Source organism: Rhizobium sp. SG570, assembly GCF_012275345.1.
GTDB lineage: Bacteria > Pseudomonadota > Alphaproteobacteria > Rhizobiales > Rhizobiaceae > Rhizobium > Rhizobium lusitanum.
Window position 1 is genome coordinate 66178 of the sequence record NZ_JAAZQI010000013.1, and the last position, 13004, is coordinate 79181.

Annotated in this window: 14 protein-coding genes; 6 read left to right on the forward strand and 8 right to left on the reverse strand. The window is 61.0% G+C overall.

What is annotated here, in order from left to right:
* Positions 1-53 precede the first annotated feature (53 nt).
* Entirely contained in the window at positions 54-830 is a 777-nt protein-coding gene (locus FHT28_RS24190; protein WP_047554345.1) for a DUF3108 domain-containing protein, read from the reverse strand.
* A gap of 237 nt (positions 831-1067) precedes the next feature.
* Between FHT28_RS24190 and rpmB the strand changes: the two genes are divergently transcribed.
* Positions 1068-1367: a 50S ribosomal protein L28 gene (gene rpmB, locus FHT28_RS24195; RefSeq protein ID WP_037196918.1), complete on the forward strand. Its 300-nt coding sequence runs from the start codon at positions 1068-1070 to the stop codon at positions 1365-1367.
* Between the two features lie 114 nt (positions 1368-1481).
* Positions 1482-2117: a queuosine precursor transporter gene (locus FHT28_RS24200; RefSeq protein ID WP_037196717.1), complete on the forward strand. Its 636-nt coding sequence runs from the start codon at positions 1482-1484 to the stop codon at positions 2115-2117.
* A gap of 29 nt (positions 2118-2146) precedes the next feature.
* Here the strand turns inward: FHT28_RS24200 and FHT28_RS24205 are convergent, their stop codons facing one another.
* The 4 genes from FHT28_RS24205 to FHT28_RS24220 form a co-directional block, all read right to left on the reverse strand.
* Positions 2147-3202, reverse strand: coding sequence for an esterase-like activity of phytase family protein (locus tag FHT28_RS24205; RefSeq protein WP_210255849.1), 1056 nt, complete (start codon positions 3200-3202; stop codon positions 2147-2149).
* Between the two features lie 38 nt (positions 3203-3240).
* The gene (cobT, locus tag FHT28_RS24210) at positions 3241-5142 is read right to left on the reverse strand and encodes a cobaltochelatase subunit CobT (RefSeq protein ID WP_037196721.1); all 1902 of its coding nucleotides are present in this window, start codon (positions 5140-5142) and stop codon (positions 3241-3243) included.
* Between the two features lie 17 nt (positions 5143-5159).
* A complete protein-coding gene (gene cobS, locus FHT28_RS24215; protein WP_034511583.1) occupies positions 5160-6149 on the reverse strand; it encodes a cobaltochelatase subunit CobS in 990 nt (329 codons plus the stop codon).
* Positions 6150-6458: 309 nt separating this feature from the next.
* Positions 6459-7079: a J domain-containing protein gene (locus FHT28_RS24220; protein WP_037196723.1), complete on the reverse strand. Its 621-nt coding sequence runs from the start codon at positions 7077-7079 to the stop codon at positions 6459-6461.
* Between the two features lie 106 nt (positions 7080-7185).
* Here FHT28_RS24220 and FHT28_RS24225 point away from each other — a divergent pair, with 106 nt between their 5' ends.
* The gene (locus tag FHT28_RS24225; RefSeq protein WP_037196724.1) at positions 7186-7473 is read left to right on the forward strand and encodes a BolA family protein; all 288 of its coding nucleotides are present in this window, start codon (positions 7186-7188) and stop codon (positions 7471-7473) included.
* 18 nt (positions 7474-7491) lie between these two features.
* On the opposite strand, the gene FHT28_RS24230 is transcribed toward FHT28_RS24225, so the two are convergent.
* Genes FHT28_RS24230 through FHT28_RS24240 form a run of 3 tightly spaced genes read right to left on the reverse strand, consistent with a single transcriptional unit; the run spans position 7492 to position 10522 of the window.
* Positions 7492-8802: an HlyC/CorC family transporter gene (locus tag FHT28_RS24230; protein ID WP_047553509.1), complete on the reverse strand. Its 1311-nt coding sequence runs from the start codon at positions 8800-8802 to the stop codon at positions 7492-7494.
* On the reverse strand, positions 8802-9932 hold the full coding sequence (aroB, locus tag FHT28_RS24235) for a 3-dehydroquinate synthase (protein WP_047553515.1): 1131 nt from the start codon (positions 9930-9932) through the stop codon (positions 8802-8804). Before aroB ends, FHT28_RS24230 begins: the two co-directional genes overlap by 1 nt.
* Positions 9929-10522, reverse strand: coding sequence for a shikimate kinase (locus FHT28_RS24240; protein WP_037196920.1), 594 nt, complete (start codon positions 10520-10522; stop codon positions 9929-9931). Before FHT28_RS24240 ends, aroB begins: the two co-directional genes overlap by 4 nt.
* Before the next feature lie 158 nt (positions 10523-10680).
* On the opposite strand from FHT28_RS24240, the gene FHT28_RS24245 reads away from it, so the two are divergent.
* The 3 genes from FHT28_RS24245 (at position 10681) to FHT28_RS24255 (ending at position 12836) form a co-directional block, all read left to right on the forward strand.
* Complete coding sequence (locus tag FHT28_RS24245) at positions 10681-10848, forward strand: hypothetical protein (RefSeq protein ID WP_034511589.1); 168 nt, start codon at positions 10681-10683, stop codon at positions 10846-10848.
* Positions 10849-10862: 14 nt separating this feature from the next.
* Entirely contained in the window at positions 10863-11819 is a 957-nt protein-coding gene (locus FHT28_RS24250; RefSeq protein WP_047554347.1) for a site-specific tyrosine recombinase XerD, read from the forward strand.
* A gap of 63 nt (positions 11820-11882) precedes the next feature.
* On the forward strand, positions 11883-12836 hold the full coding sequence (locus tag FHT28_RS24255) for an acetyl-CoA carboxylase carboxyltransferase subunit alpha (RefSeq protein ID WP_037196727.1): 954 nt from the start codon (positions 11883-11885) through the stop codon (positions 12834-12836).
* Positions 12837-13004: the final 168 nt, after the last annotated feature.

Here is a 13004-nt window from a genome sequence, read left to right on the forward strand (position 1 = left end):
CGTAGAAATAACGGCTGAGGCGGTCAAGCGATTCTGTGAAGCGTTTGACGACCTCAGCTACCGTATTTCACGGCGGTTATCGTCACCGTCCCGTATTGCGTCGGGATGCGGACGTAGACCGGAGCATATACATTCATGGTATCGGCCTTGGCAAACCAGATCTCCATATTGTCGCTCTTGGCAAGATAGAGATAGTCTTTGCGGGTGCTCTTGTAGCCGCTCTTCGGCGTGAAGCGGACACCGCAGGCGATGGTCTTGCCCTTGAATCCGTCGGTCGAGAACGGGTGCGATCCCTTCGGCGACAATTTCAGATCCATGCGCATCTCACCATCGAAGACGGCCAGGGTCTGGTTGCAGAGATTGAGGCTGGGCGTGATCGGAAAGATCATGCCGGAAATGGGATCGAGCACCGACTTCAGATCGCTCACACTCAGCGGGATCCAGCTGTCCGACCGCTTCGGCTCCGGCACGATCGTATTCGATGTCACATTGCCGTTGGTGTAGGCGACATCATAGGTGCGTTCTTTTTTGCCGTTTTTGTAGAAGAGCGAGTAATGCGTGGCCTGCAATTTATTATCGCTGACGACGCCGGCTACATCAGTCTTCGCATCGATCGAGGTAACGAGATCCGCGAGGCCCGCGGATGTGATATCGCCGCGGATCGTGAATTGGTTGCCTGTAACTTCGGTCTTGAAATCCGCCCTGGCAATCGGCAGGCCGGCGAGTGAAACGCGATACTGTGTTTCATGCCGTAGCATATCGGCCGACGCCAGGGATGGCATCGACGCGACGACGGCCGAAATAATAAGGCACTTCAGAATTTGAACCATGATCAGGGCCTTCAACGAGGATCAAGCAGGATATATAGATACTTTACCTGCTTGGTGCGACCGCAAGAGAACAGCAGCTTTTTGACGGAATTGCGGGAAAACACAAGGTTTGGCTTGACGCGGCCGGTCGCTCTGACTATAGAAACGCAACTTTCCAATTATGGCCTGTTGGATTGCGCGTCGGGTTTTGCCCGGAACGACTATCCGATGGCCAAGAAAAACAAAAGTAGGTGTTTCATGTCCCGCATGTGCGAATTGACCGGCAAGGCCGTCCTCGTGGGCAACAATGTCAGCCACGCCAACAACAAGACCAAGCGTCGGTTCCTGCCGAACCTTTGCCAGGTCACACTGATTTCTGACGTTCTTGGCCAGCGTTACCGTCTGCGCGTTTCCGCTGCAGGGCTTCGCTCGGTCGAGCACCGTGGCGGCCTTGATGCTTTCCTTCTGAAGGCAAACGAAAATGAACTCAGCATGCGCGCCCGCCTGCTGCGTCGCCAGATCATCAAGAAGACCGCTGAAGCCGCAGTCGCTGCCTAAGCTCTAGCGCTTCGAGATTTCATACGGGCTAAAAGGCTTGCACGGATCACATCCGGACAAGCCTTTTTCCATGTCCGGTTTTCTTCAACTGGTGGCATCTCCCAGGATAAAAAAATGCTGACGGCACGTCATACCCTTATCTACGTTCTGCTGATGACGCTGGTCGTCGTCGCCTCCAATATCCTTGTGCAGTATCCGCTGCAGGCTCAGCTTGCCGGCATCAACCTTGCGGATATCCTCACCTGGGGCGCCTTCACCTATCCCGTCGCCTTTCTCATCACCGATCTGACCAACCGCCAGTTCGGCCCGAAGGCCGCACGCAAGGTAGTGTTCGCCGGTTTCGTCGTCGGCGTCGCCCTGTCGTTCTTCACCGCACAGCCCCGCATCGCGATCGCCTCAGGCTCAGCCTATCTCGCCGGCCAGCTTCTCGACATCTCGGTCTTCAATCGCCTGCGCCGCATGGCCTGGTGGCGCGCGCCCCTGTTCGGCTCGCTGATCGGCTCGATGCTGGACACGCTGATATTCTTCTCCTTTGCCTTCGCGCCCTTCTTCGTCTTCTTCGGACCGAACGATCCCTTCGCGATCGAATGGGCGCCGATCCTCGGCGCGTTCTCCACCTCGGCGCCGCGCTGGATTTCCTGGGCGATCGGCGATTTCTCGGTCAAGGTAACTGTTGGCCTCGTCATGCTGCTGCCCTATGGAGCGCTGATGAACATGCTGAAGCCGATGCCGCAAGCCCCGACCGCGTGAACGGGCGATAATTCACGTCCGAACCGCTTCTAGTTCTGGCTGACGACGCTTTCGTCGCTCAGGCGGAATTCCAGCATCAGGCTGCGCTGCAGGATCGAGTGATTGTCGTCCGAAACCAGAATAAGGTGCAGGGTGCCATCGGCCGCGCGGAACACGTCGATCCCTTCCATATTGTCGATCTGTTCTCTGGAATTGGCCTCGAAAATCACCTTGCCGTCCACGACCGCATCCGGCCTGATATCCGCGCCGGCAATACGGCGGATGCGCATGCCGAGACCATGGGCCAGTCCGAAGCGCCGCTCCAGCAGCAGCAAATCCCCGTCGGGCAGAAACACGCCGTCGCTGACATCGAAGCTATCGTAATGCCGCACGGTGAAGCGGCCCTGCAGCGGTCCGTCAAGGATGGCCGCAAGCATGTTGCCCTGATCATCCAGGCTATCCTCCGCAACGATGACGGCTGCTCCGGCAAGCGGGCTCGACTGTGGCGCGATCATCAGGGCTTCGAGGCTGCGATTGGCGCGCAGCTGGCGCCTCGGAATGAGGATGGGGATGGTGTCGTCCGGCGGCGAGGTCTCGAAACCCGGGTCGGGATAGGTATCGACGCGATGATGCTGCTCGTAGCTCACGAGGACATGGTCGCCGCGCAAGGCCAGCCCCTCGGCATCCATCGCCCCCTTGCCGGCGTCGGTGTCCCCATAGCGGTCGATCATCGGCATGATGCGCGCCTCGGTGATACCCTTCAGTCGGCCCTTGTCGTCGCGCTCGATGGCGCCGGTCAGCCAGTGGCCGGTATCCAGTACCGAGATGAAATGACGTTGATCGGGACGAAAGCGGATGGCTGAGATGGCACCGAGGAGCGCATTGTCCGAACTGAGTTCAAGACCGCCGACGAATTCCAGCGCCCCGAACTGCGTTTCCTGCGAACCCGGCCTCAAGGTGGAGATGACAGTGGCGCGAATATCGGCCGGAGCGCCCTCGTCGCCGGAGCTGCAGCCGACGAGCAGCGCCAGCATGGCTATCAGGCCGACGCATCTCATTGCGACCGGCCGGCCCTTGGAATCGGTATTGTTGAAAGGAAAGGGCATCGGCCGCGAGGCCGATGCGACAGAAAGCCTGAGCGGGCTCAGCTTGCGCGGCGCATGCGCGACCGCGGCATGCTTGTCTTATCCTCGAACAGCGATGCGAGCTGCTCGGTCATGGCACCAGCCAGTTCGTCGGCATCGACGATGGTGACGGCGCGGCGATAGTAGCGCGTCACGTCGTGACCGATACCGATCGCCAGCAACTCCACGGGCGAGCGCGTCTCGATCTGGTCGATGACCGCGCGCAGATGCCGCTCCAGATAATTGCCCGGATTGACCGACAGTGTCGAATCGTCGACCGGCGCGCCGTCCGAGATCATCATCAGGATACGACGCTGCTCGCGGCGGCCGAGAAGGCGGTTATGCGCCCAGATCAGCGCCTCGCCGTCGATATTCTCCTTGAGCAGGCCTTCGCGCATCATCAGGCCGAGATTGGCGCGTGAGCGCCGATAGGGTTCGTCCGCCGACTTATAGATGATGTGGCGCAGGTCGTTCAGTCGGCCCGGCGTCTGCGGCTTGCCGCCGGCCAGCCATTTCTCACGCGCCTGTCCGCCCTTCCAGGCCTTGGTGGTGAAGCCGAGGATCTCGACCTTGACGCCGCAGCGCTCCAGCGTGCGCGCCAGAATGTCGGCGCAGGAGGCGGCAACCGTGATCGGCCGCCCGCGCATGGAGCCGGAATTGTCGATCAGCAGCGTCACGACAGTATCGCGGAATTGCGTGTCGCGCTCCATCTTGAAGGACAGCGCCTGCATCGGGTCGATGATCAGGCGCGTCAGGCGTGCCGGATCCAGATACCCTTCTTCCAGGTCGAAGTCCCAGGAGCGGTTCTGCTGCGCCATCAGACGGCGCTGCAAACGGTTGGCAAGCCGCCCGACCGCGCCCTGCAGATGAGCAAGCTGCTTGTCGAGGAAGGCGCGCAGGCGCTCGAGCTCGGCCACGTCGCAGAGCTCCTGCGCCGTCGTGGTCTCATCGAACTCTTCCGTGTAGACGTGATAGTCGACTTTCTCGTTGAAGTCGGCGAAGGGCGTGTTCGGACGACGGGTCTCGCCCGGCGTTTCCGAATCCTCCTCGCCTTCCTCGCTCATGTCGTCGTCGGAGATCTCACCGCCGTCCTCGGTGGCGCCGTCGTCCATCTGCTCGTCGGAGGCTTCGCTGTCCTCGGCCGGAGCCGCGTCCGAGCCTTCGTCTTCCTTGACGTCGTCGTTATCCTGGTCTTCGCCGTTCGGCTTGTCCTCTTCGCTCTGCTGCTCGTCGCTGTCCGGCTCCGACTGTTCGTCGCCATATTCCTCGGCCATTTCCATGGCCGTCAGAATATTGCGGACGACGCGGGCAAAGCTTTGCTGGTCGTTGATGGTCGAAAGCAGATTGTCGAGCTCGCCGCCGGTCTTGTCCTCGATGAAGGAGCGCCAGAGGTCGAGCACCTTGCCGGCGCTCTCCGGCGGCTTCTGGCCGGTCAGCTTCTCGCGCACGATCATCGCCATGGCTTCGCCGATCGGCGCATCCTCGCGCCGCTCGATACCCGAGAAATTCGCCTTGGCGTATTTCTCCGAATTCATCGAGCCGATGTTGGCCGCGACACCGCTCATTCGCAGCGAACCGATCGATTCGACGCGCGCCTGCTCCACGGCATCGAAGATAGCGCGCGCATCGGCACCCTGCGGCGCCATGACGGCGTGGACGCGCGCGTCGTGACAGGCCAGCCGCAGCGCCATCGAATCGCCGAGGCCACGCGTCACCGCCAGCTCATGCATCGTCGGCCGCTTCGAGAGCTCCGGCAGGCGGATGCGCTCGCCGGTCATCCCCGGGCGTTCGTTGGCGAATGCCACCTCGACTTCGGCATCGCCGGCGATCGAGCGTACGCAGCCGGTGATCGCACGGCGCAACGGCTCCATGTCCACCGGGGCACCCGGCTTCGCTTTGGAATTGTCTCCGCGACCTGACATGATGTGTGGGTTCTTCCCTAGGCTTCGAGCACGATGTTGGCAGCACTTTCCTTCAGCTCGATGCCGAAGGCGCGCTGATAATGCTCGGCGACCAACGGCCGCTCCAGCTCATCGCACTTGTTGAGGAAGGTGACACGGAAGGCAAAGGCGACATCGCCGAAGATCTCCGCATTCTCAGCCCAGGTGATAACGGTACGCGGGCTCATGACGGTCGACAGATCGCCGTTCATGAAGGCCGCACGCGTGAGGTCGGCGACGCGCACCATCTTGGAGACCGTGTCGCGGCCCTTGTCGGTGCGGAAGGACTTCACCTTCGCGAGCACGATGGCGACTTCGTTGTTGTGCGGCAGATAGTTCAGCGTCGTTACGATCGACCAGCGGTCCATCTGCGCCTGGTTGATCTGCTGCGTGCCGTGATAGAGGCCGGTCGTATCGCCGAGACCGATGGTGTTGGCGGTCGCGAACAGGCGGAAGGCCGGATGAGGACGAATGACGCGGCTCTGGTCGAGCAGCGTCAGGCGGCCCGACGATTCCAGCACGCGCTGGATGACGAACATCACGTCCGGGCGGCCGGCATCATATTCGTCGAAGACGAGGGCGACGTTGTGCTGATAGGCCCAGGGCAGGATGCCGTCCTTGAATTCGGTGATCTGCAGCCCGTCCTTGACGACGATCGCGTCTTTGCCGACGAGGTCGATACGGCTGACATGGCTGTCGAGGTTGATACGCACGCAAGGCCAGTTGAGACGCGCGGCAACCTGCTCGATGTGCGAGGATTTGCCGGTGCCGTGGTAGCCCGAGATCATCACGCGGCGGTTATGGGCGAAACCGGCGAGGATGGCGAGCGTGGTCTCACGGTCGAAGAGGTAATCCGTATCCAGATCGGGCACATAGGCGCCGCCCTTGCTGTAGGCGGGAACGCGAATGTCGGAATCAATGCCGAAAACGTCACGGACCGAAACGGTGGTGTCGGGAATCTCGGAAATATCAAGGTCAATCTTGCTCATCATGTCTCCAGGGCGGGTGGCTCTCACCCAGCCATATCAATCTCAGCCGCTTTATCCGAAACGCCGCAGCTTTATTGCTCGCATCCGTTCGGTCGGAACAGCGGCGATACTTCTCCGGGACTAAAGCAAAATCTCGGCACGATGAAATGATCGTTTGCGAGCATCCTTGAACAGAGTCCCGGACAAGAAACGCCGCGTCCGGAAAGTTGGCCGAGGTGCAGCCAGCCAAATGCGCACCCTGCCGCGGTTGCCCACGGCTTCAGCCGATTTGGACCATACCTGATTGAAGGCGGAGAGCAAGGACAGGAATTAACAAAAACCGTTCTGTTTCAATAATTGATAGGCCTGTATGACCGCGCGGAAACGCTCCTCGGAGCCACGGTCGCCGCCATTGGCATCCGGGTGGTGCATTTTCACCAGCTCCTTGTACCGGCGCTTGATGTCGGGCGCAGACGCATTGGCGCCGAGCCCCATCGTATCGAATGCTTTCGCCTCCAGCGTTTTCAGCTTGCGCTGCTCCGGGAAACGCGGACCGCTGCCGCGGCCATCGCCATCTTTGACGAAACCAAAGGGATCACGAACCCGGGTATAGGCGCCAGAGCGGACTTCCGACTGCAGGGGGCTGTGCTTCGCCGCCTTGTTGACGCCGACGGTCCAGGTCGGACGATGGCCGGTAACGGCTTCCTTCTGATAGCGCGCGATCTCCCCGTCCGAGAGGCCGGAGAAATAATTGTAGCCCTTGTTGTATTCCTTGACGTGCTCGAAGCAGAACAAAAAGAACTGCCCTTCCGCATTGCGCCCGACGGGTGCGCGATGCGTGCCGTGCTTGTCACAGCCGTCCCATTGGCACGTCGGCGGGCCCTGCTCGGGTTCCTGCGGGCGTTTGCGGCGGGTTCGAATGCGATCGAAGTATTTTGAATCAAGTCCCATAGTGCCCTAATTATGGGGCCTGGATTAGCCCACAACAAGAATTGACAAATGGGAATGTTGCAGGCTTTGTGGGAACCTTTTTCGCGAAGAAGGACGAAGCGGGAACATGGAAACGACACTGCAATCCCGCATTGAGAAGAAACTCAACGAAGCCTTCGCGCCAGAGCGCCTCGTCGTCATCAACGAAAGCCACCTGCACGCGGGCCACCAGCCCGACATGACCGGAACCGGCGAGACCCATATAAGAGTTCGCATCGTCTCCGCCAAGTTCGCGGGCATGCCGCGCCTCGCACGCCACAGGGCGATCAACGATCTTCTGAAGCCGGAACTGGATGCCGGATTGCATGCGCTTGCCGTGGAGCCGGCTGCACCCGGAGAGGCGGTGCGCTGGTAATCCCGCAGGAGATGGCTCTTATTCGGGCTTGTTCTCTTCCATCTCCGCGGGGCGAATGCGCAGCTTGGTGATGCGGTTTTTTTCCCGCTTCATGACGATGAAGCGTTTTCCGTAGAAGGTGAAGGCTTGCCGCTCTTCGGGAATGGTCATCGATTCATGGATGACGAGGCCGGCAATCGTCGTTGCTTCCTCGTCAGGCAGATTCCAGTCAAGCGCGCGGTTGAGGTCGCGGATAGGCACGACGCCATCGACCACAATCGAGCCGTCGGCCTCCTGCCGCACACCCTGGATGTCGATATCGTGCTCGTCGGCGATATCGCCGACGATCTCCTCCAGAATATCCTCCAGCGTCACGATGCCCTGCACCTCGCCATATTCGTCGACGACGACAGCGAAATGCTGCTTGCGGCGCAGGAAGGCGTTGAGCTGATCCTCCAGATTGGTGCTGTCGGGCACGAACCAGGGTTTCTGCGCGATCTTGACGACATCGAGGTTCTCCGGCTCGACATTCCGCTCGGCCAGCGCCCTCAGCAGATCCTTGGCGTGAATGACGCCGATGATGTTGTCGATCGTGCCGCGCCAGAGCGGCATGCGCGTGTACGGGCTGTCGAGGATGGCGCGCACCACGACTTCGGACGGGTCGTCGGCATTGATGGCGCGCATCGCCGTGCGGTGCACCATGATATCGGAGAGTTCGAGTTCGCCGAGGTCGAGCACCCCGCCCAGGCGGTCGCGGTCGGCCTTGACCACCGACCCTTCCCGGTGCAGCAGATCCACCGCGCCGCGCAGCTCGTCATGCGCCGACAGCATCGACACCTCCTTCGAAAGGTTGATGCCGAAAATGCCAAGGATCCATCGGACGATGGCATTGACGAAGCTCGATACCGGACCGACGACGGCGACGAAGAGCCGCACCGTGCCGGCGACATTGAGCGCAAAGCGATCCGGCGTCGAAATGGCCCAGCTTTTCGGCAGCACTTCGGCGAATATGACGAGGATGACGGTCATGGCGACCGTCGCGAGCGCCACGCCCGAGTTGCCGAACAGGCCTAGGAAGACGCTGGTCGCCAGCGACGACGACAGGATGTTGGCAAGATTGTTGCCGATGAGCAGCGCGCCGATGAGCCGGTCCCGGCGCTCGATCAGCCGACGCACGATCCCGGCGTCCTCGTCGCCGTTTGCCTCCAGCGTATGAATGCGGCTGCGCGAGACGGCGGTAAGCGCCGTTTCCGAACCGGAGAAGAAGGCCGACAGCAGCACAAGCACGAGGATCGAGATGATCTCGGGCCAATATTCGAACAGTACAGCCAGCGTGCCCTCGACCGTCATCAGGGATGCTTTTCCTTCAGGAAACTCAGGACTTCGGAGGACGGCACGTCGTCGGCGACAAAGGACTGGCCGATGCCATGGGTCAAAATGAACGTCAGCTTGCCGCTCTTGACCTTCTTGTCCTGTGCGATCGCATCCATCAGCGTTTCCGCCGGCGGCAGCCCGCCCGGGATATCGCCCATCCGGGTCGGCAGGCCCACGGCCTTCAGATGCGCTTCGACGCGTTTCGCGTCGTCGGCGCTCGCCAGGTTGAGACGCGTGGAAAATTCGTGCGCCAGCACCATGCCGATGGCAACGCCTTCGCCATGCACCAGCCGACGGCTGTCGTAAGCGGTAGCGGCTTCCAGCGCGTGACCGAACGTATGACCGAGATTGAGTAGGGCGCGCGGCCCGTTTTCGCGCTCGTCGGCAACGACGACATCGGATTTCGCCTGGCAACTCCTGGCGATCGCCTCGATGCGCGCCGCGCCGCCGGCAAAGACATCCTTCCAGCTGGCCTCGAGCCAGGCGAAGAAGTCGGGCTTGTCGATCAGTCCATATTTTGCGACTTCGGCATAGCCGGCGCGGAATTCACGCTCGCTCAGCGTATTCAGCACGTCGATATCGGCAAGCACGAGATCCGGCTGATGGAAGACGCCGATGAGGTTCTTGCCGTGATGGGTATTGATGCCGGTCTTGCCGCCGACGGAAGAATCCACCTGCGACAAAAGCGAGGTCGGAACCTGAACGAAGCGAACGCCGCGACGCACGATGCCGGCTGCAAAACCGGCGAGATCGCCGATGACTCCACCGCCAAGCGCAATCACGGCATCGTTGCGCTCGACACGCGCGGTCAGCACCGCGTCGCAGACCGTCATGAGATGTTCGAAGCTCTTGGTCTTCTCGCCGGCCGGCAACACGAGGCTGGATGCCTGGATGCCCTCAGCCTGCAGGCCCGCGACCAAGGCGTCGAGATAGAGCGGCGCGACGTTTTCGTCCGTGATGATCGCAGCCTTGCGGCCCTTCAGCCGTGCGGCGATCTCGCGCCCTGCTCGGGCGATCAGGCCGGGGCCGATCAGGATGTCATAGGCGCGCTCGCCGAGAGGCACGCGCACGAGGCGTTCTGCGGAAGCCGCCGTGATCGCATTCATGGTGTTTTGCTTTCTGCTTTCTTTCCCTCGGCAATGGCGGCAAGGACTTCCTTGACCATGGTCTCCTTGCCCACATCAAGGGACAGAACCGTGAGATCGGCTTCCGCATAGATCGGATAGCGCGCATTCATCAGGTCCTCGAGGGTCTGTTTTGGATTCTCGGTTTTGAGCAGGGGACGCGTGTCCCGCTTGTTGATCCGTTCCCAGAGCACGTCGAGATCGGCCTTCAGCCAGACGGAAAGACTGCCGCGTTTGACATGAAACCGCGTGCTCTCGTTGATGAAGGCGCCGCCGCCGGTCGAGACGACACGCGGCCCGCCCTTAAGAAGACGCTTGATCACGCGCGTTTCCAGCGCCCGGAACTCCTGTTCGCCATAGGCCGCAAAGAGCTCCGTGATCGTCATGCGCGATACGCGCTCGATCTCTGCATCGGTATCGACGAAGGGGATGCCGAGTTGCTGCGCGACCAGCCGGCCGATCGAGGACTTCCCCGCCCCCATCAATCCCACGAGGACAAGATTGCGCTGACCTAGCGCGGCGCGCGCCCTGTCTTTGAGGCTCTCTGCAAGGGTCAGGACTTGTTCACTCATCGGCCCATTCACAATTTCTTTGGAAACGGTATCGTCAAATGCGCCTGTAGCGTCAAGACGCCGCGGCGTAAACATGTCTGCAATATCCTTCAGCTAACGCTTGGTGGGTATAATTGTTACGTCGCCGGACTTATGACTGGGACGAGGAGAGTTTCCGAATGCCAACCCTGTTTCGCTTCCTTGTCATCTGCGCGGTCATCGGCGGATCGATATATGGGGCAATGTGGGCGCTCGTGCTCTTCGTCGATCCGCAGCCGCGCGAGGTGACGATCCGTATTCCGCCGGAGCGCATCAATCCGCCGGTCACCGGTTCGTTGAAGCCATGAATGCGAGGGCTGGGGTGAGAGATCTGAGCCGAGCGCATCTGGAAGCCTTCCTGGAGATGATGAGCGCCGAACGCGGCGCCGCAGTCAACACGCTGCAATCCTATGAGCGCGATCTCGAGGACCTCCACGGCTTCCTGTCCGAGCGCAGCGTCCGCCTGACCGAGGCGGGGCCGAACGATCTCGGCGCCTATCTCTCCGGCCTCTCGATCCAGGGCTTCAAGCCTTCGTCACAGGCGCGGCGGCTTTCCGCCATGCGCCAATTCTACAAATTCCTCTATGCGGAAGGCCTGCGCACGGACGACCCCACAGGCATCCTCGACGCGCCGAAAAAGGGCCGTCCCCTTCCGAAGACCATGGGCGTCGACCAGGTGACGCGTCTTCTGACCCAGGCAGAAGTGGAAGCGGCAGCCGAAGGCCCCGACCAGCTGCAGCGCCTGCGCATGCTTGTGCTGCTGGAACTGCTTTACGCCACTGGCATGCGCGTGAGCGAGCTCGTTACATTGCCGGCCAAGGTGCTGGACCACGAAGGGCGCTTCCTCATCATTCGCGGCAAGGGAAACAAGGAACGGCTGGTGCCGCTGTCGCAGTCGGCCATATCAGCGCTGAAGGCCTATGGACGGCTGCAGGCCGACCTGGCGGCGAACGCCAAGCAGCCTGCGCCTGAAAGCCCGTGGCTCTTTCCCGCGGCGTCCAGGCAGGGCTACTTGCCGCGCCAGGTCTTTGCGCGCGATCTGAAGGATCTCGCCATTCGCGCCGGGCTGACGCCCTCGATGATCTCGCCGCACGTCATGCGCCATGCCTTTGCAAGCCACCTCCTCGCCAACGGCGCGGACCTGCGCGTGGTGCAGGAACTTCTCGGCCATTCGGACATTTCGACCACGCAAATCTATACGCATGTGTTGGAAGAACGCCTTCATCAGCTCGTGCAAACGCATCACCCCCTTGCCAAACAGGCCAAAAAACAGGAATAGGACCGGCACAAGGGTTAAACCTGCCGTCGCTCGTCACGCGCAAAAGGATCGGAAACGCACCTCATGCACAATTATCTGGACTTCGAAAAGCCCATCTCGGATCTCGAAGGCAAGATTCACGAGCTCAAGAAACTGGCCAGCGAAGACGAGAGCATCGACACGTCAGACGAAGTGGGCCGGCTTGAAATCCGTGTCCGCGAGGCGATGGCCGACATTTATTCCAAGCTCAATGCCTGGCAGAAGACGCAGGTCGCCCGTCATCCGCAGCGTCCGCATTTCGTCGACTATGCCGAGGCACTCTTCACGGAATTCACGCCGCTGGCCGGCGACCGCAAATTCTCCGAGGATGCCGCCATCCAGGCGGGCTTCGCCCGCTTTCGCGGCCAGCCGATCGCCATCATCGGCCAGGAAAAGGGCAACGACACCAAGAGCCGCCTGAAGCACAATTTCGGCAGTGCCCGCCCCGAAGGCTACCGCAAGGCGATCCGCATCCTTGAAATGGCCGACCGTTTCCAGCTGCCGGTCATCACCCTGGTCGATACCGCAGGCGCCTATCCCGGCGTCGGAGCGGAAGAGCGCGGCCAGGCCGAGGCGATCGCCCGCTCCACTGAAATGTGTCTTGGCGTCAAAGTGCCGATCATCTCCGTCGTCATCGGCGAAGGCGGCTCAGGCGGCGCCATCGCGATCGCCACCGGCAACCGCGTCTATATGCTCGAGCATTCGATCTACAGCGTGATTTCGCCCGAAGGGGCGGCCTCGATCCTGTGGCGCGATTCCACCCGCGCCAAGGAAGCCGCCACCAACATGAAAATCACCGCCGAAGACCTGAAAAGCCTCGGCGTGATCGACGGCATCATTCCCGAGCCGCTCGGCGGCGCGCATCGTGATCCGCAGACGGTGATCGCCGCTGCGGGAGACGTGATTTCCAACGCGCTTGGCGAACTTTCCAGCCGTTCGGGCGAGCAGCTGCGCAGCGACCGCCGCCAGAAATTCCTCAACATCGGTCGCAATCTCTAAAGCGCATTCTGAAAACGTGATCGCGAAAAACGGGAATGAGGCCAAATCTTGGCCACATTCCTGTTATCGAAGCTTTTATGGCAAAGAAAAGCTTGCGGCGCTTCGCGGGCGCGTCATAGGCTGGTAAGGAATTTTCAAGTATAAGCCATCTATGATTCCGTTTCATGC

What these genes read in the sequence shown, in the direction of transcription:
- rpmB (WP_037196918.1), top strand. Translation starts at nt 1,068, where the DNA reads ATGTCCCGCATGTGCGAATTGACCGGCAAGGCCGTCCTCGTGGGCAAC.
- cobS (WP_034511583.1), bottom strand. Translation starts at nt 6,149, where the DNA reads ATGAGCAAGATTGACCTTGATATTTCCGAGATTCCCGACACCACCGTT.
- FHT28_RS24200 (WP_037196717.1), top strand. Translation starts at nt 1,482, where the DNA reads ATGCTGACGGCACGTCATACCCTTATCTACGTTCTGCTGATGACGCTG.
- FHT28_RS24240 (WP_037196920.1), bottom strand. Translation starts at nt 10,522, where the DNA reads ATGAGTGAACAAGTCCTGACCCTTGCAGAGAGCCTCAAAGACAGGGCG.
- FHT28_RS24220 (WP_037196723.1), bottom strand. Translation starts at nt 7,079, where the DNA reads ATGGGACTTGATTCAAAATACTTCGATCGCATTCGAACCCGCCGCAAA.
- FHT28_RS24225 (WP_037196724.1), top strand. Translation starts at nt 7,186, where the DNA reads ATGGAAACGACACTGCAATCCCGCATTGAGAAGAAACTCAACGAAGCC.
- cobT (WP_037196721.1), bottom strand. Translation starts at nt 5,142, where the DNA reads ATGTCAGGTCGCGGAGACAATTCCAAAGCGAAGCCGGGTGCCCCGGTG.
- FHT28_RS24255 (WP_037196727.1), top strand. Translation starts at nt 11,883, where the DNA reads ATGCACAATTATCTGGACTTCGAAAAGCCCATCTCGGATCTCGAAGGC.
- aroB (WP_047553515.1), bottom strand. Translation starts at nt 9,932, where the DNA reads ATGAATGCGATCACGGCGGCTTCCGCAGAACGCCTCGTGCGCGTGCCT.
- FHT28_RS24205 (WP_210255849.1), bottom strand. Translation starts at nt 3,202, where the DNA reads ATGCCCTTTCCTTTCAACAATACCGATTCCAAGGGCCGGCCGGTCGCA.
- FHT28_RS24245 (WP_034511589.1), top strand. Translation starts at nt 10,681, where the DNA reads ATGCCAACCCTGTTTCGCTTCCTTGTCATCTGCGCGGTCATCGGCGGA.
- FHT28_RS24230 (WP_047553509.1), bottom strand. Translation starts at nt 8,802, where the DNA reads ATGACGGTCGAGGGCACGCTGGCTGTACTGTTCGAATATTGGCCCGAG.
- FHT28_RS24190 (WP_047554345.1), bottom strand. Translation starts at nt 830, where the DNA reads ATGGTTCAAATTCTGAAGTGCCTTATTATTTCGGCCGTCGTCGCGTCG.